This is a genomic window from Teichococcus wenyumeiae (assembly GCF_003696345.1).
In the GTDB taxonomy this organism is placed as follows: Bacteria; Pseudomonadota; Alphaproteobacteria; order Acetobacterales; family Acetobacteraceae; genus Pseudoroseomonas; species Pseudoroseomonas wenyumeiae.
Genome location: NZ_RFLX01000012.1, coordinates 52,350 through 70,439 on the forward strand (window position 1 = coordinate 52,350; position 18,090 = coordinate 70,439).

At 70.9% G+C, this 18,090-nt stretch carries 15 protein-coding genes and 1 other RNA gene; all 16 read left to right on the forward strand.

The features are described from left to right. The first annotated feature begins 36 nt into the window (after positions 1–36). Positions 37–454, forward strand: an RNA gene (gene rnpB / locus EBE87_RS16040) — RNase P RNA component class A. 285 nt (positions 455–739) lie between these two features. Then, the gene (mraZ, locus tag EBE87_RS16045) at positions 740–1,210 is read left to right on the forward strand and encodes a division/cell wall cluster transcriptional repressor MraZ (RefSeq protein ID WP_120640482.1); all 471 of its coding nucleotides are present in this window, start codon (positions 740–742) and stop codon (positions 1,208–1,210) included. Next, positions 1,207–2,157 carry a 16S rRNA (cytosine(1402)-N(4))-methyltransferase RsmH gene (rsmH, locus tag EBE87_RS16050; protein WP_120640483.1) on the forward strand — a complete coding sequence of 317 codons (951 nt, stop codon included), beginning with the start codon at positions 1,207–1,209 and terminating at the stop codon, positions 2,155–2,157. The genes mraZ and rsmH overlap by 4 nt, the downstream gene beginning before the upstream one ends. After that, positions 2,142–3,014 (forward strand): cell division protein FtsL, encoded by an 873-nt coding sequence (gene ftsL / locus EBE87_RS16055; RefSeq protein WP_122140069.1) that lies wholly within the window; start codon positions 2,142–2,144, stop codon positions 3,012–3,014. Before rsmH ends, ftsL begins: the two co-directional genes overlap by 16 nt. Positions 3,015–3,019: 5 nt before the next feature. Next, positions 3,020–5,104, forward strand: coding sequence for a peptidoglycan D,D-transpeptidase FtsI family protein (locus tag EBE87_RS16060; RefSeq protein ID WP_122140070.1), 2,085 nt, complete (start codon positions 3,020–3,022; stop codon positions 5,102–5,104). A 4-nt stretch (positions 5,105–5,108) separates the two neighbouring features. Continuing rightward, complete coding sequence (locus tag EBE87_RS16065) at positions 5,109–6,560, forward strand: UDP-N-acetylmuramoyl-L-alanyl-D-glutamate--2,6-diaminopimelate ligase (RefSeq protein ID WP_120641243.1); 1,452 nt, start codon at positions 5,109–5,111, stop codon at positions 6,558–6,560. Further along, the gene (locus EBE87_RS16070; RefSeq protein ID WP_122140071.1) at positions 6,557–7,927 is read left to right on the forward strand and encodes a UDP-N-acetylmuramoyl-tripeptide--D-alanyl-D-alanine ligase; all 1,371 of its coding nucleotides are present in this window, start codon (positions 6,557–6,559) and stop codon (positions 7,925–7,927) included. The genes EBE87_RS16065 and EBE87_RS16070 overlap by 4 nt, the downstream gene beginning before the upstream one ends. Next, positions 7,924–9,012: a phospho-N-acetylmuramoyl-pentapeptide-transferase gene (gene mraY, locus EBE87_RS16075; RefSeq protein WP_120640497.1), complete on the forward strand. Its 1,089-nt coding sequence runs from the start codon at positions 7,924–7,926 to the stop codon at positions 9,010–9,012. Before EBE87_RS16070 ends, mraY begins: the two co-directional genes overlap by 4 nt. Continuing rightward, complete coding sequence (gene murD / locus EBE87_RS16080; RefSeq protein WP_120640496.1) at positions 9,012–10,385, forward strand: UDP-N-acetylmuramoyl-L-alanine--D-glutamate ligase; 1,374 nt, start codon at positions 9,012–9,014, stop codon at positions 10,383–10,385. The genes mraY and murD overlap by 1 nt, the downstream gene beginning before the upstream one ends. Next, positions 10,385–11,512, forward strand: coding sequence for an FtsW/RodA/SpoVE family cell cycle protein (locus EBE87_RS16085; RefSeq protein WP_199707857.1), 1,128 nt, complete (start codon positions 10,385–10,387; stop codon positions 11,510–11,512). Before murD ends, EBE87_RS16085 begins: the two co-directional genes overlap by 1 nt. Next, positions 11,509–12,618, forward strand: a complete 1,110-nt coding sequence (murG, locus tag EBE87_RS16090; protein ID WP_120640494.1) for an undecaprenyldiphospho-muramoylpentapeptide beta-N-acetylglucosaminyltransferase — start codon at positions 11,509–11,511, stop codon at positions 12,616–12,618. Before EBE87_RS16085 ends, murG begins: the two co-directional genes overlap by 4 nt. Positions 12,619–12,625: 7 nt before the next feature. Beyond that, the gene (gene murC / locus EBE87_RS16095; protein ID WP_120640493.1) at positions 12,626–14,059 is read left to right on the forward strand and encodes a UDP-N-acetylmuramate--L-alanine ligase; all 1,434 of its coding nucleotides are present in this window, start codon (positions 12,626–12,628) and stop codon (positions 14,057–14,059) included. Between the two features lie 8 nt (positions 14,060–14,067). After that, positions 14,068–14,964, forward strand: a complete 897-nt coding sequence (murB, locus tag EBE87_RS16100) for a UDP-N-acetylmuramate dehydrogenase (protein ID WP_120640498.1) — start codon at positions 14,068–14,070, stop codon at positions 14,962–14,964. Further along, a complete protein-coding gene (locus tag EBE87_RS16105) occupies positions 14,961–15,872 on the forward strand; it encodes a D-alanine--D-alanine ligase (RefSeq protein WP_120640492.1) in 912 nt (303 codons plus the stop codon). Before murB ends, EBE87_RS16105 begins: the two co-directional genes overlap by 4 nt. Continuing rightward, positions 15,862–16,767, forward strand: coding sequence for a cell division protein FtsQ/DivIB (locus EBE87_RS16110; protein ID WP_233560117.1), 906 nt, complete (start codon positions 15,862–15,864; stop codon positions 16,765–16,767). The genes EBE87_RS16105 and EBE87_RS16110 overlap by 11 nt, the downstream gene beginning before the upstream one ends. Further along, the gene (ftsA, locus tag EBE87_RS16115; RefSeq protein WP_120641109.1) at positions 16,764–18,050 is read left to right on the forward strand and encodes a cell division protein FtsA; all 1,287 of its coding nucleotides are present in this window, start codon (positions 16,764–16,766) and stop codon (positions 18,048–18,050) included. The genes EBE87_RS16110 and ftsA overlap by 4 nt, the downstream gene beginning before the upstream one ends. Positions 18,051–18,090 lie beyond the last annotated feature (40 nt).

Below are 18,090 nucleotides of genomic sequence, written 5' to 3' on the forward strand. Positions count from 1 at the left end.
GACTTTCCACGGTATGCGGCGCACTTGACCCCGGCGTCAGACGGCCGGGCGACCGCTGGTGGGGGAGCGATCCCCTGCTGGAGGAAAGTCCGGGCTCCACGGAAATGCGGTGCCGGTCAACGACCGGCGGGGGCAACCCCAGGGACAGTGCCACAGAAAACAAACCGCCCGCGTGGCTTCGGCCCCGGGGGCAAGGGTGAAACGGTGCGGTAAGAGCGCACCGCGCCCCTGGCGACAGGGGCGGCAGGGTAAACCCCACCGGGAGCAAGGCCGAATAGGGGGAACCGGCGGGATGGCCTGAAAGGGCACCGACCGCAGGGGCTTTTTCCGCCCCGTTCCCCGGGTTGGCCGCGAGAGGCTCGGTGCAAGCCGAGTCCCAGAGGAATGGTCGCCTATCCTGCCGGAGTCGCATCCGGCGGGTGGACAGAACCCGGCTTACAGGCCGTCTGACGCACCTCAGCCACAGTTCACATCATTTGTCAGGTTGCTGGTGAAGCATCAGCTTCAACCTATTGATTTAATGTATATTCACGATCCGTCCACACCGGGTTTAGCGCTTGCCGCCCGGTTACAACCCGTGATATCCCATGCCATCCCATGAACGATCCATGAGCTCGGGGGGGCTGAGGATCGGGACCGGGATGGTCGGGTGAGCCGGTGAGGTCGGGGGACCTCACCGGCCGCTTCCCGGTCTAGCTGTGCCGCAAGGCATGCCGCGAAGGGGGATTGGCGGCGACAGATGGCCCGGTTCATGGGGACACATACCAATCGGCTGGACCGGAAGGGGCGGACTTCCGTCCCTGCTCCGTTCCGCGCCGAATTGGCGCGTCTCGGAACCGACGAGATCGTGCTCCGCCCCTCTCACCGGGCGCCCTGCCTGGAAGCCTGGCCCATGCCCGCCTTTGAAGCGATGGCCGGCAGCATGGATCAGTTCGATGTGTTTTCCGACGCGGGCGACGACATGGCGGCGGCGCTCTTCGCCGATGCCTTCCCGACCCGTCCGGATGGCGAGGGCCGCATCATGCTGCCCGAGGAACTGATCGCCCATGCCGGCCTGGGCGAGTCGATCTCCTTCGTCGGCCTCGGCAAGATCTTCCAGATCTGGGAGCCGGGGGCAGCCAAGCGTTACACCGAAGAAGCCCGTGCCCGCGCCCGCGAGCGGGGCCTGACCATGCGCGCACCCGGCGCAATACCGGGAGGCTCGGCATGAGCGGCCATATTCCTGTCATGCTCCAGGAAGTGCTGGATACCCTCGCCCCGCGCGACGGCGGCATCTACCTGGACGGCACCTTCGGCGGCGGCGGCTATGCCTCCGCCATCCTCTCCGCCGCCGCCTGCACCCTGCACGCGATCGACCGCGACCCGGACGCCATTGCCCGCGGCGGCGCCGTGGCCGCGCGCTTCCCGGGCCGGCTGCACCTGGTGCAGGGCCGCTTCGGCGAGATGGTGGAGCTGATGCGCGAGCAGGGCGTCAGCGCCCTGGATGGCGTGGTGCTGGACCTCGGCATCTCTTCCTTCCAGATCGACCAGGCGGAGCGCGGCTTCTCCTTCCGCTTCGACGGCCCGCTGGACATGCGGATGGAGAAGGCCGGCCCATCGGCGGCCGATCTGGTGAACCGCCTGCCGGAAGCCGAGCTGGCCGATATCCTGTGGCAGCTGGGCGAGGAGCGGCATTCCCGCCGCATCGCCCGCACGATCGTGGCCGCCCGCAAGGAAGCGCCGATCGAGACCACCTCGCAGCTGGTGCGCATCATCCATTCCTGCATGCCGCGCGACCCATCCGGCCAGGACAGCGCCACCCGCTCCTTCCAGGCGCTGCGCCTGAAGGTGAACGACGAGCTGGGCGAAGTGGAGCGCGGCCTCGCTGCCGCAGCCTCGCTGCTGGCGCCCGGCGGGCGGCTGGTGGTGGTGGCCTTCCACTCGCTGGAAGACCGGCTGGTGAAGCGCTTCATGCAGCAGGCCGCCGGCCGCGCCCCCGGAGTTTCCCGCCACCTGCCCGTGGCCGGTGACCATCAACGGAAGGCGGCGCCCTTCCGGCTGGTGGTGAACAACGCCCTGCGTCCCGGGGAGGCCGAGACATCGGCCAACCCGCGTGCCCGTTCTGCCCGGCTGCGGGCCATTGAGAAGATTGAGGAGGCTCCATGTTCCGCCCCCTGACCATTATCGCCATCACGGCTTTCTGCGTCGTGGGCTGGAACGTGTACCGCGCCGAGGACTCGGCCCGGCAGCTGGACCGCGAGCTGCGCGACCTGACCCGGCGCATCGAGCAGGCCCGCGACCGCACCCAGGTGCTGAGGGCCGAGTGGGCCCTGCTGAACGAGCCGGAGCGGCTGCGCCAGGTGGCCCAGAAGTACCTGCCGCTGGAGACCATGACCCCGGCCCAGTTCATCCGGCTGGCCGACCTGGGCGGGCGGTTGCCGGTGGCGGTGGCCTTTTCCGGGCCTGTGAACCTCTTCGGCTCCACGGGCGAGACGGCGGTGGCCGAGGCCAAGCCGATCACCGCCCCCACCAAGCCCGCCACAACCGTTGCCGCCGCCACGCCGGCCGCCGAGGCGCCGGAGCCTGCCGCGCCGCCGGTGCGCGTCGCCGCCCGCAGCGCCCCGGCGCCCCAGGTTGAGCACGCGCGGCCCGAGCCGGTGCGCGCCGAGCCTGCCCGTGCTGAACCGGCCCGCGTCGAGCCCGCCCGCCAGCCGGTGGCCGTGGCCCGCGCCGAGGAGCCGCGCCGCCGCCCGCCGGCCCCGGTGCCCACCCCGCGCGCCGAGACCGTGGCCCTGCGCGAGACGCCGCGCGAAGCGCCGCGTGAGCGGGTGGTGGCCGAGTCGCCGCGCCCCGGCCTGCTGCGCCAGGCGATCCACCTGCCCATCGGCAGCGCCAATGCCTCCCCCCTGCCGCAGCCCGGCACCGGCGGCAGCATCAGCGCGCCCGTGGCCGCCGGCGGCTCCTCCCTCGGCATGGCCGCGCGCGGCACCCTGGCGCCGCCAGTTCCGCTGCCCGTGCCTGTGCCTGTGCGCTGACCGCCATGCACGACCTGCCTCCGCCTTCCCCGAATTCCGTGCCTTCCCGCGGCGGCCATCTGCGCCAGCCGGCGATGCTGCCGCATGACGAGGTGATCGACCTCCGCGCCGGCCAGCGGCCCGCCGCCGGGCGCGCCGTGCAGCCGGACCTGCTGCGCCGCGCGCATCTGGAGAAGAGCCGCGGGCGGCTGGTGGTGACGGCGCTGGGCTTCGGCGCGCTGTTCCTGGCGGTGGCGCTGAAGCTGACCGCCGCGACGATCCTGGACCCGGCCGAGCCGGTTCGGCTGCAGGCGGCGCTGCGCGCCATCGCGCCGCCGGCCGAGCATCCGGCCAGCCGCGCGCCCATCACGGACCGCAATGGCGAGATGCTGGCGATGTCGCTGCCGATCACGGCGCTGACCGCCAACCCGCGCGTGCTGCACAATCCGGCGGAAGTGGCGGACAAGCTGCGCAGCGTGCTGCCGCAGCTGGACCGGGAGAAGCTGATCGAGCGCATCTCCGGCGACAAGGGCTTCGTCTACATCACCCGCAGCCTGACGCCGCGGGAGCAGCAGGGCATCATCAACCTCGGCATCGCCGGCGTCGATTTCGAGCATGCGGAGCGCCGCTACTACCCGCAGGGCCGCGCCGGCGTGCATGTGCTCGGCAACGTGGACGTGGACGGCAAGGGCATCGCGGGCATCGAGCGCAGCTTCGACGAGCGGCTGCGCACCGAGCTGGGCAAGCCGCTGCGGCTGTCGCTGGATATCCGCGTGCAGCTGGCGCTGCGCGACGCGGTGCATGAGGCCATCACCAGCTTCAACGGCATCGGCGGCGCCGGCGTGGTGCTGGACATCAACACGGCCGAGGTGCTCGGCATGGTGTCCCTGCCCGATTACGACGCCAACGACATCGGCGAGGCGACGCCCGACCAGCGTTTCAACCGCGCCACGGTGGGCGTGTACGAGCCGGGCTCGACCTTCAAGCTGCTGACGGCGGCGGCGGCGCTGGAATACGGCACCTCCAATGTCTGGAGCAGCCGCTTCGACGCCAGCCGGCCGCTGCGCTACGGCCGCTTCACCATCACGGACTACAAGGGCAAGAACCGCTGGCTCTCCTTCCCCGAGGTGCTGGCCTATTCGTCCAACCTCGGCGCCGCCCACATGGCCATGACCTTTGGGCCGGAGCGGCAGCGGGAATTCCTCAAGAGCGTCGGCATGCTGTCCCGCATCAGCCTGGAGGTGCCGGAAAAGGCGCTGCCGCTGGTGCCTCCCGCCAGCGCCTGGAAGGAGATCAGCATGGTCACGATCTCCTACGGCCACGGCATCAGCGTGACGCCGATGCATGTCATCACCGGCATCTCCGCCATCGCCAATGGCGGCGTGCTGCATGAGCCGACGCTGCTGGCGCAGCCGCCGGGCGTGGAGCGGCCGGGCCGGCGCGTCGTCAGCGAGCAGACCAGCAGCATCATCCGCAGGCTGATGCGCCTGGTGGTGACCGACGGCTCCGCCAAGTTCGCGGAAGTGCCGGGCTACTTCCTGGGCGGCAAGACCGGCACGGCGCAGAAGACCGGGCCACACGGCGGCTACCTGATGAACCAGCGCATCGCCGCCTTCGTGGGCGCCTTCCCCACCTACGCGCCGCGCTACGCGCTGTACGTGATGGTGGACAATCCGCAGGGCACCAAGGCCTCGCACGGCTATGCCACGGCGGGCTGGGTGGCGGCGCCGGCGGCGCATACGGTGCTCAGCCGCATCGCGCCCGTCCTGGGGCTGGTGCCGGAAGACCCGAACAACCCGGCGCTGGTGGCCGCGACCTCCATCCCGCTGCAGCCGCGCGGCACGCCCAGCGCGCCCGGCTCCCCGGTGGCCAATACGGCGCCGCGCGCGCCGGCCGCCTCCCCGGCCAGCAGCACCCGGGCCGCGACGCCGCCGCGCGTGGCGCCGCCGGTGCGCCCCTCCACGCCCGCGCAGACCCTGCAGCTGCCCTCCCCCTCCCCGCGCGTCCTGCCGCTGGCCCCCGCGCCGGGCAGCCTGGCGCCGCCGGTGCCGCTGCGCCTGACCTCGGCCACCACCCCGGTGGCGGCGAGCCCGAACCTTGCGCCTCGCTGACCTCATGCGCCACGCGCCCGGCCTCCACCTGCTGCAAGCAGCCGCCACGCCCGATATCCTGGGCCTGACGGCGGACAGCCGTGCCGTGCGGCCGGGCTACCTCTTCGCGGCCCTGCCCGGCACGCGCTCCGATGGCCGTGCCTTCATCGCCGATGCGGTGGCGCGCGGCGCCGGCGCCGTGCTGGCGCCGGAAGGCACCGACTGGCCCGCCGGCGTGCCACCCCGCCCCATGCTGACCTCCGCCGATGCCCGCCGCGCCCTGGCGCAACTGGCCGCCGGCTTCTACGGGCTGCAGCCCGCCACCGTGGTCGCCATGACCGGCACCAACGGCAAGACCAGCACGGTGGATTTCCTGCGCCAGATCTGGACGCTGGCAGGCAAGCGCGCCGCCTCCCTCGGCACACTGGGGCTGCGGGCGCCGGACTTCCCCGAGACGCCGTCGCTGACCACGCCGGACCCGGTGAAGCTGCACGAAACGCTGGCGGAACTCGCCCGCGGGCGCGTGACCCATGCGGCGCTGGAGGCTTCCTCCCACGGGCTGGAGCAGCGGCGGCTGGACGGGCTGCGCGTTGCCGCCGCCGGCTTCTCCAACCTGACGCGAGACCACCTGGACTACCATGGCGACATGGCGGGCTATGCTTCCGCCAAGCTGCGGCTGTTCGACACGCTGCTGGAGCCCGGCGCCGGTGCCGTGGCCAGCGCCGACATGGATGCCGGGGTGCTGGCGCAGCTGCGCGGCATCGCGGCCCGGCGCGGCCTGCGCCTGCACACGGTGGGCGAGCAGGGCGAGGCTATCCGCCTGCTGCGCCAGGAGGCGCTGCCCGAGGGGCAGGTGCTGGTGCTGGATGCCTTCGGTCGCCGCGCCGAGGTCTCGCTGCCCCTGCCCGGCCGCTTCCAGGCCGATAACGTGATGATGGCCGCCGCCCTGGCCGTGGCCACCGGCCTGCCCGCCGACCAGGTGCTGGCGCTGCTGCCGAAGCTCTCCGGCGTGCGCGGGCGGATGGAACTGGCGGCGCGCCTGCCCAATGGCGCCGCCGTCTATGTCGATTACGCCCATACCCCGGATGCGCTGGAGCGGCTGCTGAAGGCGCTGCGCCCGCATGCCACCGGCCGGCTGCATGTGGTCTTCGGCGCCGGCGGCGACCGCGACCCCGGCAAGCGCCCGCTGATGGGCGAGGTGGCCTCCCGCCTCGCCGACCATGCCGTCGTGACCGATGACAACCCGCGCACCGAGGACCCCGCCGCCATCCGCGCCGCCGTGCGCGCCGGCATGAGCCAGGGCGAGGATGTCGGCGACCGCGCCGCCGCCATCGCCCATGCCATCGAGGGCCTGGCGCCGGGCGACGTGCTGGCCGTGGCTGGCAAGGGCCATGAGAGCGGCCAGACCATCGGCACCACCACCCTGCCCTTCGACGATGTGGAGACGGTGCGCCGGATCCTGGGCCAGGCCGCGTGAGCCCGCTCTGGACCGCCGCCGAGCTGCGCGCCGCCACCGGCGGCGCGCTGGAGGGCGAGGCCGCCGTCACCGGCGTGGCCATCGACAGCCGCGCCGTGCAGCCGGGCGACCTCTTCGTGGCGCTGCGCGATGCGCGGGACGGGCATGACTTCGTCCCCGCCGCCTTCACCAACGGCGCGGCCGCCGCCATGGTGGACCGCGACGTGGCGGGCGGGCCGCTGCTGCGGGTGGACGACACACTGGCCGGCCTCGCCGCGCTGGGTGCCGCCGGGCGGGCGCGCAGTGCCGCGCGCATCGCGGCCATCACCGGCAGCGTCGGCAAGACCACCACCAAGGACATGCTGCGGCACGGGCTTTCGGCCTTCGGCGTCACCCATGCCGCCGTGGCCAGCTACAACAACCACTGGGGCCTGCCGCTGACCCTCGCCCGCATGCCGCGCGAGGCCGCCTATGGCGTGCTGGAAATCGGCATGAACCACCGGGGCGAGATCGCGCCCCTGGCCCGGCTGGCCCGGCCGCATGTGGTGGTCATCACCCAGATCGGCGCCGCCCATATCGGCCATCTCGGCTCGCTGGAGGAGATCGCGGCGGAGAAGGCGGATATCCTGGAAGGGCTTTCCGCCGGCGGCGTCGCCGTGCTGCCGCGCGACAGCGACTTCTTCCCCATGCTGGCGGAGCGTGCCCGCGCCGCCGGCGCCAGCGTCACCGGCTTCGGCGAGCACGCGGCGGCGGATGCCCGGCTGCTCTCGGCCGATTGCGGCCCGCTCTCCTCCACCGCCGAGGTCATGCTGCATGGGCAGCACCTGACGCTCTCCATCGGCGCGCCGGGGCGGCACCTGGTGGTCAATGCCCTGGCGGCGCTGGCGGCCGGGACGGCCTTGGGCGCCGACCCCGCCCGCTTCGCCGCGGCGCTGGACAGCTTCCGCCCCGGCGCCGGCCGCGGTGCCCGCGTCGCCCTGGCGCTGCCGGGCGGCGAGGCGCTGCTGCTGGACGAAAGCTATAACGGCCAGCCCCCCGCCATGCGCGCCGCGCTCGCCGTGCTGGGCACGCAGGAGGCCACGCGGCGCATCGCCGTGCTGGGCGATATGCGGGAGCTTGGCGATTTCGGCCCTGCGCTGCACGAAGGTCTGCTCCCCGATGTGGCGGGCAATGCCGACCTCGTCTTTTGCTGCGGTCCCTTGATGCGTGGTCTATACGACCGCCTGCCAGAAGCCCTGCGCGGCGCCCATGCCCCCACCAGCGAGGAACTTGCCCCGCTGGTGCGGGCGGCCGTGCGTCCGGGCGATGTTGTGTTGGTTAAAGGTTCGCTCGGCACCCGCATGGCGGCGGTGGTCGGCGCCCTGAAGTCCGAAGGGGCGCACTCGTGATCTACAATCTGCTCTCGCCTTTCTCCGAGGGCTTCATCCTTTTCAACCTGTTCCGCTACGTCACCTTCCGCTCCGGCGCGGCCTGCATGACGGCGCTGTTCATCAGCCTGTTCTTCGGCAATGCCATCATCCGCTGGCTGCGCTCCTTCCAGAACGGCGGCCAGCCCATCCGCACCGATGGGCCGGAAGGCCACCTTCTGACCAAGAAGGGCACGCCCACCATGGGCGGCGTGCTGATGCTGGCCGGGCTGGTGCCGGCCACGCTGCTCTGGGCGGACCTGCGCAACGGCTTCGTCTGGGCCGTGCTGCTGGTGACGCTGAGCTATGGCGCCCTGGGCTTCTGGGACGACTGGCTGAAGGTCACCAAGCGCAACACCAAGGGTGTTTCCGGCACCATGAAGCTGGTGGTGCAGGCGGGCGTGGGGCTGATCGCGGCCATCTGGATCACCTCGCTGCAGCCCAGCGGCATGGCCTTCAAGCTCAGCATCCCCTTCCTGAAGGACACGATGCTGAACTTCAGCATCCTCTTCCCGGTCGTGGCGATGCTGGTGATGATGGGCGCCTCCAATGCCGTGAACCTGACGGATGGCCTGGATGGCCTGGCCACGGTGCCGGTGCTGCTGGCCGCCGCCGTCTTCGGGCTGATCGCCTATCTCGTCGGCAACCGCGTCTTCGCCGACTACCTGCAGCTCAACGGCGTGCCGGGCACGGCGGAACTGGCGGTGTTTCTTTCCGCGCTGATCGGCGCGGGCCTCGGCTTCCTGTGGTTCAACGCGCCGCCGGCCGCCGTCTTCATGGGCGATACCGGCTCCCTCGCGCTCGGCGGCGCGCTGGGTGCCGTGGCGGTCGCCACCAAGCATGAGATCGTGCTGGCCATCGTCGGCGGGCTTTTCGTGGTGGAGACGGTCTCCGTCATCATCCAGGTCTTCTGGTTCAAGCGCACCGGCCGCCGGGTCTTCCTGATGGCGCCGCTGCACCACCATTTCGAGAAGAAGGGCTGGGCCGAGCCCACCATCGTGATCCGCTTCTGGATCATCGCCATGATCCTGGCGCTGGTCGGCCTCTCGACGCTGAAGATCCGCTGATGAGCACCGCCCCTTTCCTCCCCTTCGCCGGACAGCGTTTCGCCGTGGTGGGCCTCGGCCGTGCCGGGCTGCCTTCCGCGCGCCGGCTGGTGGAATGGGGCGCCGAGATCCTGTGCTGGGACGATGGCGAGGCGGCGCGCGAGGCCGCCACCGCCGCCGGCCTGCCGGTGGGCAACCCGGCCGAGGTGCCGCGCTTCCCCTTCGACGCGCTGCTGCTGTCTCCTGGCATTCCGCACATCCTGCCGCGCGTGCATCCGGCCGCCGCTGCCGCGGCCCGGGCCAATGTGCCCGTGATCTGCGATGCCGAGCTGCTGTTCCGCGCCGTGCGGGCCAGCGGCAGCGCCGCGCGCTTCATCGGCATCACCGGCACCAATGGGAAATCCACCACCACGGCGCTGATCCACCACCTGCTCGCCCGCGCCGGGCGCGAGGTGGCGGTGGGCGGCAATCTCGGCCCCGCCGCGCTGGGCCTGCCGCTGCTGGGCGACGACGGCCTCTATGTGCTGGAGATGTCCAGCTACATGCTGGAGCGGATGCAGGAGTTGCGCTTCGACGTGGCGGTGCAGCTCAACCTTTCGCCGGACCACCTGGACCGGCATGGCGGCATGGACGGCTATGCGGCCGCCAAGATGCATGTCTTCGACCGGCAGGACCGCACGAGCCTCGCCGTGGTCGGCATGGACGATGAATGGGGCCCGCATTTCGCCGCCGGCCGCGCCGGCAAGGTGGTGCGGATCTCCGGCCAGGCGCGGCAGTCCGGTGGCATCTGGGCCGAGGAGCGCGCGCTGCGCAGCGACGACGGGCTGATCACCGACCTCGGCACCGCCCCCGCCCTGCCCGGCAGCCACAACGCGCAGAATGCCGCCGCCGCCACCGCCGTGGCGCTGCATCTCGGCCTGACGCGGGAGGAGATCGTCGCCGGCATCGCCGATTTCCCCGGCCTGCCGCACCGGCAGGAAGCGGTGGGCACGATCGACGGCATCGCTTTCGTCAATGACAGCAAGGCCACCAATGCCGACAGCACCGAACGCGCGCTGGCCAGCTACGACCGCGTGGTGCTGATCGCGGGCGGCGTGCCCAAGGCGGGCGGCATCGCGCCGCTGGCGCCGCTGTTTCCGCGCATCGCCCATGCCGTGCTGATCGGCGAGGCGGCGGAGGATTTCGCCGCCACCCTCGCGGCTGGCGGCGTGGCGCATGAGATCGCCGGCACGCTGGAGGCCGCGGTGCCCGCCGCCCTCGCCGCCGCGCGCGCGACGAATACGCCGGTGGTGCTGCTCTCGCCCGCCTGCGCCAGCTTCGACCAGTTCTCCGGCTTCGATGCGCGCGGCGATGCCTTCCGCGCCCAGGTCGCCAGCTTGATGGAAACCGTGTGATGGCTCTCTCCCGCGCCGACACTTCCGTTCTGGGCCGCTGGTGGTGGACGGTGGACCGCTGGACCCTGGCGGCGCTGCTGTCGCTGGTCGGCTTCGGCTATGTGATGCTGCTGGCGGCATCCCCGGGCGTGGCGGAGCGCATCGGCGCCTCTTCGCGCGACATGTTCATCCTGAAGCAGGTCTTCTTCCTGGCCGCCGCCACGGCGGTGATGGTGTCGATCTCGGTGATGCCGGTGAAGCTGGTGCGGCGCCTGGCGCTGCTGGGCTGCATCGGCGCGCTGCTGATGACCATGGCGACGCTTTCCGTCGGCGTAGAGATCAAGGGCGCGCGGCGCTGGCTGCACCTGCCGGGCCTGACCATCCAGCCTTCCGAATTCATGAAGCCCTGCTTTGCGGTGGTCGCCGCCTGGCTGCTGGCGGAAGGGCGCAACTACGGCTGGCGCGCCTATGCCGCCGTGGGCGTGCTGTTCTTCATGATCGTCGGCACCCTGGCCAAGCAGCCGGACATGGGCATGCTGATGGTGGTGGCCTCGGTCTTCTTCGCGCAGCTTTTCGTCGTCGGGATCAACATCTTCCTGGTGGCGGGCTGCGGCGTGGTGGGCGTGCTGGGCGCGGTCGGCGCCTATTTCACCATGCCGCACTTCCGGGACCGCCTGAACCGCTTCCTCGACCCCGCTTCCGGCGACACCTACCAGGTGACGGTGGCCATGGAGGCCTTCGGCCATGGCGGCCTGCTGGGTGTGGGCCCCGGCGAGGGCCGGCTGAAGGCCATGCTGCCCGACGCCCATGCCGACTTCGTCTATGCCGTCGCGGGCGAGGAGTTCGGCATGATGATCTGCCTGCTGATCCTCGGCGTCTTCGGCTTCATCGTGCTGCGCGGGCTGCTGCGGCTGCTGGGCGAGCGCGACATGTTCATCATCCTCGGCGCCACCGGGCTGCTGACGCAGTTCGGGCTGCAGGCCTTCATCAACATGGCCTCGGCGCTGCACCTGATCCCGACCAAGGGCATGACGCTGCCCTTCATCTCCTACGGCGGCTCCTCCGTCGTCGCGGTGGCGCTGGGCGCGGGCATGCTGCTGGCATTGACGCGGCGCCGCATCTCGCGCGCCGCGCAGGACGAGGAATGACGCGCCCCATCGTCATCGCCGCCGGTGGCACCGGCGGGCATTTCTTCCCCGCCGAGGCCCTGGCGGCGGAACTGCTGCGCCGTGGCCACCGCATCGCGCTGATGACCGATGCCCGCAGCGCCGATTACGGCAGCGCCGTCTTCGCCAATACGGAACGCTTCGTGCTGCAGGGCGCGGGCCTCGCCGGGCGCGGCATGCTGCGCGCCGCCAAGGGCGCCGCGGCGCTGGTGGCTGGCACCATGCAGGCGCGCGGGCTGCTGCTGCGCCTGAAGCCGCAGGCGGTGGTGGGCTTCGGCGGCTATCCTTCCGTGCCGCCGCTGCTGGCGGCGCGCATGCTGGGCGGCCAGCGCCCGGCCACCATCCTGCATGAACAGAACGCGGTGCTCGGCCGCGCCAACCGCCTGCTCTCGCGCGGGGCCGATGCGCTGGCGCTGGCCATCGCCAATACCCAGCGCGTGCCGGAGGGCGCGAACCGCGTGCCGGTCGGCAATCCGGTGCGGCCGGCGGTCGCGGCGCTGGCGGGCCAGGGTTTCATCCAGCCGCAGGGTTCGGTGCGGCTGCTGGTGCTGGGCGGCAGCCTCGGCGCCCGCATCTTTTCCGATGTGGTGCCGGCCGCCATTGCGGAACTGCCGGCGGCGCTGCGGCAGCGGCTCTCGGTCGTGCAGCAATGCCGCACGGAAGACCTGCCGCGCGTCCGCGCCGCCTATGAGGAACTGCATGTCCCGGCGGAGCTTTCGCCCTTCTTCGGCGATGTGGCCGGGCTGTATTCCACCGCGCATCTGGTGATCGCCCGCGCGGGCGCTTCCACCGTGGCGGAACTGGCCTGCGCCGGGCGGCCCAGCCTGCTGGTGCCGCTGCCCGGCGCCATCGACGACCACCAATCCGCCAATGCCCGCGCCCTGGCCGATGCCGGCGCGGCGCAGGTGGTGCCGCAGCGGGACTTCACGCCGGCCGCCCTGGCCAAGGCTTTGCAGGACCTGCTGGAAACACCGGATGCACTGGCGCGTGCCGCCGCCGCGGCCGCCGCACTGGCGGCACCGCAAGCCGCCGCTACACTGGCCGATCTCGTACTCTCCCGCGCCGCGGCGCGCGGTTTTCAGGAATAGAACTGCCATGCGCGCGTTGCCGCTGAATATCGGGCCCATCCACTTCGTCGGTATCGGCGGCATAGGCATGTCCGGCATCGCCGAGGTGCTGCACAACCTCGGCTACGTGGTGCAGGGCAGCGACATCGCCGAAGGCTACAACATCGACCGGCTGCGCGAGGCCGGCATCAATGTGATGATCGGCCATGACGCCGCCAATCTGGGCACGGCGCAGGTGATCGTGACCTCCACCGCCGTGAAGCGCGACAACCCGGAAGTGGTGGCCGCCCGTTCCCGCCTCATTCCGGTGGTGCGCCGCGCGGAGATGCTGGCGGAGCTGATGCGGCTGAAGTGGGGCATCGCCATCGGCGGCACCCATGGCAAAACTACCACGACATCGCTGGTCGCCACCGTGCTGGAAGCGGCGAAGCTGGACCCGACCGTGATCAACGGCGGCATCATCAACGCCTATGGCACCAATACCCGCCTGGGCGAGGGCGAATGGATGGTGGTGGAGGCGGATGAGAGCGACGGCTCCTTCCTGCGCCTGCCGGCTGTCGCCGCCGTCGTCACCAACATGGACCCGGAGCACCTGGACCACTGGGGCACCGAGGAAGCGATGAAGCAGGGCTATGCCCAGTTCGTCGGCAATATCCCCTTCTACGGTTTCGCAGTGCTCTGCGCGGACCACCCGAATGTGCAGGCGATGATCCCCTCGATCGATCGCCGCCTGATCACCTACGGCTTCTCGCAGCAGGCCGATGTGCGGGCGGAGCGCCTGATCACCGACCGCATGGGCGCGACCTTCGAGGTGACGGTGCATGACCGCAACACCGGCCGCACCCGCCAGTTGAAGCCGATGCGCCTGCCGATGCTGGGCCAGCACAATGTGCAGAACGCCCTGGCCGCCATCGCCGTCGGCATTGAGATGGATATCGACGAAGGCACCATCCGCTCGGCGCTGGCCGGCTTCAAGGGCGTGAAGCGCCGCTTCACCCGCGTGGGCGAGGCCAATGGCATCCAGGTGATCGACGATTACGGCCACCACCCGGTGGAGATCGCCGCCGTGCTGAAGGCGGCGCGGCAGGCGGGCGCGCGGGACGTGATCGCGGTGGTGCAGCCGCACCGCTATTCGCGGCTGAAGCAGTTGTTCGAGGACTTCTGCCAGTGCATGAACGATGCCGGCACCGTCATTGTCGCGGATGTCTACGCCGCCGGTGAGCAGAAGATCGAGGGCTTCGACCGCGACGCGCTGGTGGACGGGCTGCGCTCCCACGGCCATCGCAGCGTCGTGCCGCTGCCCGGGCCGGACAGCCTGCCGGAGATGATCAATGCCATCGCCAAGCCGGGCGACTACGTCGTCTGCCTCGGCGCCGGCAATATCACCACCTGGGCCGCAGCCCTGCCCGAGAAGCTGATGGAACTGCAGCCGCGCCCGCGCGTCGCCGGGGGGAAGCGGTGAAGCCCGGCATGGCGGAAAACCCGACCCTTCCCCCGCTGCGCGGCCGCGTGCAGCAGGATGCGCCGCTGGCCGCCACCACCTGGTTCCGCGTCGGCGGCCCGGCCGAGTGGCTGGTGCGCCCGGCCGATGTGGACGACCTGCTGCTGCTGCTGCGCGACAAGCCGCGCGACATGCCGCTGATCACCATCGGCGCCGCCTCCAACCTGCTGGTGCGGGACGGCGGCGTGCGCGGAATCGTGCTGAAGCTGGCACGTGGCTTTTCCGAGATCGTGGTGGAAGCCGATGGCATCGTCGCCGGTGCCGCGGCGCTGGATGCGACGGTAGCGGAACATGCGGCGGAAGCGGGTCTCGATGGCCTCGCCTTTCTGTCCGGCATTCCCGGCAGCATCGGCGGCGCCGTCGCCATGAATGCCGGTGCCTACGGCGCCGAGGTGAAGGACGTGCTGGACTGGGCCGAGATTGCGACGCCCGCCGGCCTGCTGCGACTTTCGGCGGCGGAACTCGGCTTTGCCTATCGCCGCGCCGCGCTGCCGGAAGGCGGCGTGGTGGTGCGTGCGCGCTTCCATGCGAAGCCGGGCGACAAGGACGCCATCGCCGAGCAGATGCGCACCATCCGCGCCGCGCGCGAGGAAACCCAGCCCGTGCGCGCCCGCACCGGCGGCTCCACCTTCAAGAACCCGGCGGGCCGCAAGGCCTGGGCGCTGATCGATGCCGCCGGCTGCCGCGGGCTGAAGCGCGGCGGCGCGCAGATCTCGGAGAAGCACTGCAACTTCCTGCTCAACCTGGGCGAGGCCACGGCCGCCGATCTGGAAGGGCTGGGCGAGGATGTGCGCGAAAAGGTGCGCGACATGTCCGGCATCACGCTGGACTGGGAGATCAAGCGGATCGGGGAGGCTTTGTCGTGAAGCGCATCGCGGTTCTGCATGGCGGCTTTTCCTCGGAGCGCGAGGTTTCGCTGGCCACGGGCGCCCAGGTCATCGCGGCCCTGCGCGACGCCGGCTTCGAGGTGCTGCCGGTGGAGGTGACGCAGGATCTTTCCGCGCTGATCGCCACCTTGCAGCGCGAGAAGCCGGACGCGGTCTTCAACGCCCTGCACGGTCCCTTCGGCGAGGATGGCTGCATCCAGGGCGTGCTGGACTGGCTTAAGATTCCTTACACGCATTCCGGCGTGCGGGCTTCCTCCGTCGCGATGGACAAGCACGCGGCCAAGGCGGTCTTCGCCGCTGCCGGCCTGCCGCTGGCCGAGCACCGCGTCGTCACGGCCGAGCAGCTTGAAGCCGCCGACCCCCTGCCCCGCCCCTATGTGGTGAAGCCGCTGAACGAAGGTTCCTCCGTCGGCGTCGAGATCCTGCGCGAGGGCGACAACCGCCGCGCCGAGGTGGCGCGCAACTGGCGCTTCGGGCCGCAGATCATGGCCGAGGAATACATCCCCGGCCGGGAGCTGACCGTGGCCGTGATGGGCGAGGATGCGCTGGCGGTGACCGAGATCGGCACCGGCCATGCCTTCTACGACTACGACGCCAAATACGCCGATGGCGGCAGCCGGCACACCATTCCGGCGCAGGTGCCGGAGGATGTGGCGCGGGAGGCGATGCGCATCGCACGTTCTGCGCATGATGCGCTGGGTTGTCGTGGCGTATCGCGGGCCGATCTGCGATATGATGACTCCACCGGCCGCGTTGTGCTGCTGGAAGTCAACACACAGCCTGGCATGACCCGTACGAGCCTGGTGCCCGAGCAGGCCGCCTATCGCGGCATCGGCTTTTCCGATTTGTGCGCATGGATGGTGCAGGAAGCTCGCCATGGCCCGTAACCCTGCATCGATGCGCGGCGCGCCGCGCTCGCGCCTGGCCGCCGAGGGCACCCGCCCCCGTGCGCCCGCGCCGCAGCGCCCCAGCAGCCTGCGCCTCTGGCTGCGCCGCCGCCGGCCGCTGCTGCGCCCGGCGCTGTTCGGCCTCGGCGCGCTCAGCATCGCGGCGGTCTGCGGCGTCAGCCTCGCGGCGCTGGAACCCGCCGGCCGCTTCTCCTGGCTGAACGAAGGCGTCGCCGAGATCGGCGCCGGCTTCGGGCTGACGGTGCAGGAGATCGTGGTGCGCGGGCAGCAGAACACGCCCAAGGAACTGATCCGCGCCGCCATCGGCATCCGCAACGGCGACCCGCTGCTGGCCTTCTCGCCGGAAGCGGCGCGGCAGCGGCTGGAAAGCATTGCCTGGATCGAGAGCGCGGAGGTGCAGCGCAACCTCTCCGGCAACATCCTGGTGGTGGTGCATGAGCGGCGGCCCTTCGCCATCTGGCAGCACAACAACGACTTCGCGGTGGTGGACCGCGAGGGCCGCGTGGTCTCCGCCGATACGCTGGATGCCTTCGGCCCGCTGCCGCTGCTGGTGGGCGAAGGCGCGCACAAGAACGGCGCCGCCGTCTACGATGAGTTGAAGAAGGCGCCGGAGGTGCTCGCCCGCACCCAGGCGCTGATCTATGTCAGCCAGCGGCGCTGGAACCTGCGGCTGCACAACGGCACCGATATCCTGCTGCCCGAGGGGCATGAGGATGCCGCCATCGCGCGGCTGGCCGAGTTGCAGAAGGCACAGTCGCTGCTGGACCGGCCTGTTGTCGCCATCGACATGCGGCTGCCGGACCGGCTGGTGGTGCGCCAGCACCCGCAGCCCGAGCAGCCCGCCACCAGTCCGCGCGGACGAGGCCGCGGATGAACCGCATCACCCGCCTTTCCGCCGCCGAGACACAACCGCTGAAGCGCAAGCGCGCGCGCAGCGGGCCATATGGTGTGCTGGATATCGGCAGCTCCAAGGTGGTCTGCCTGATCGGCAAGGTGGAAAGCGACGGCAGGCCGCGCGTGCTCGGCTATGGCTGGCAGCGCGCGCGCGGCGTCAAGGGCGGCAATATCGTCGACCTGCAGGAAGCCGAGCATTCCATCCGCGCGGCTGTCGCGCAGGCGGAGGAGATGGCGGACCTGAAGCTCTCGGGCGCTATCGTCAACCTCTCCTGCGGCCAGCCTTCCTCGCGCGTGATGAACCTGCAATGGCCGATCGGCGGCCGTGCCGTCACGGAAGCTGACCTGCGCGCGGTGCTGAGCGAAGGCCGCCGCCGCTCGCAGGAGGAAGGGCGCGAGACGGTGCATGCCGCCACGCTCGGCTTCACCATCGATTCCACGCCAGGCGTCGAAGATCCGCGCGGCATGATGTGCGAGCTGCTCGGCGTGAAGCTGCATCTGGTGGATGGGGCTTCCGCGGCGCTGCGCAACCTCGGCCTCTGCCTCGCCGGCTGCGACCTGGAGGTGGAGGAGCTGGTGAGCGCGCCCTTCGCCGCAGCACTCTCCGTTCTTGTCGAGGATGAGAAGCAGCTTGGCGCCACTGTCATCGACATGGGCGGCGGCACCACCAATATCGCCGTCTATGGCGACGGCTACCTGCTGCACACGGCACAGCTTCCGGTGGGTGGCTGGCAGGTGACCAACGATCTGGCGCGCGGCCTCGCCACGCCTCTAGGGCATGCGGAGCGCATGAAGACGCTGCATGGCTCCTGCATGGAAGGCGGCAACGACCAGAAGGAAATGCTGTCCGTGCCGCAGGTCGGCGAGGATGACGACCATCTGGTGCAGGTTTCGCGCGCCCACATGGTCGGCATCATCAGGCCGCGGCTGGAAGAAACCCTGGAACTGGTGCGCGACCGGCTGGAGAGCGCGCTGGTTGGCAGTGAATCGGGTGCGCGCGTGGTCTTGACCGGCGGCGCCAGCCAATTGGTTGGCGTGCGCGATCTTGCCGCGCGCATCCTCGATAAACCCGTGCGGATCGGCAGGCCGCAACCCGTGCCGGGTCTGCCGGATTCCGCACTTGGTCCTGATTTCGCCACTACCCTGGGGCTGTTGCACTGGGGTGCTGGCGAGGGCCGTCCGTTGCTTGATCTGGATCCTGCTCCGGAACGCGGAAACGGTCGATTTATTCGCTTCGTCAACTGGCTTCGCGACCGCGTCTGATGCATTCTGAACGCGCGCCGATTCACCGCCCGAACAACGC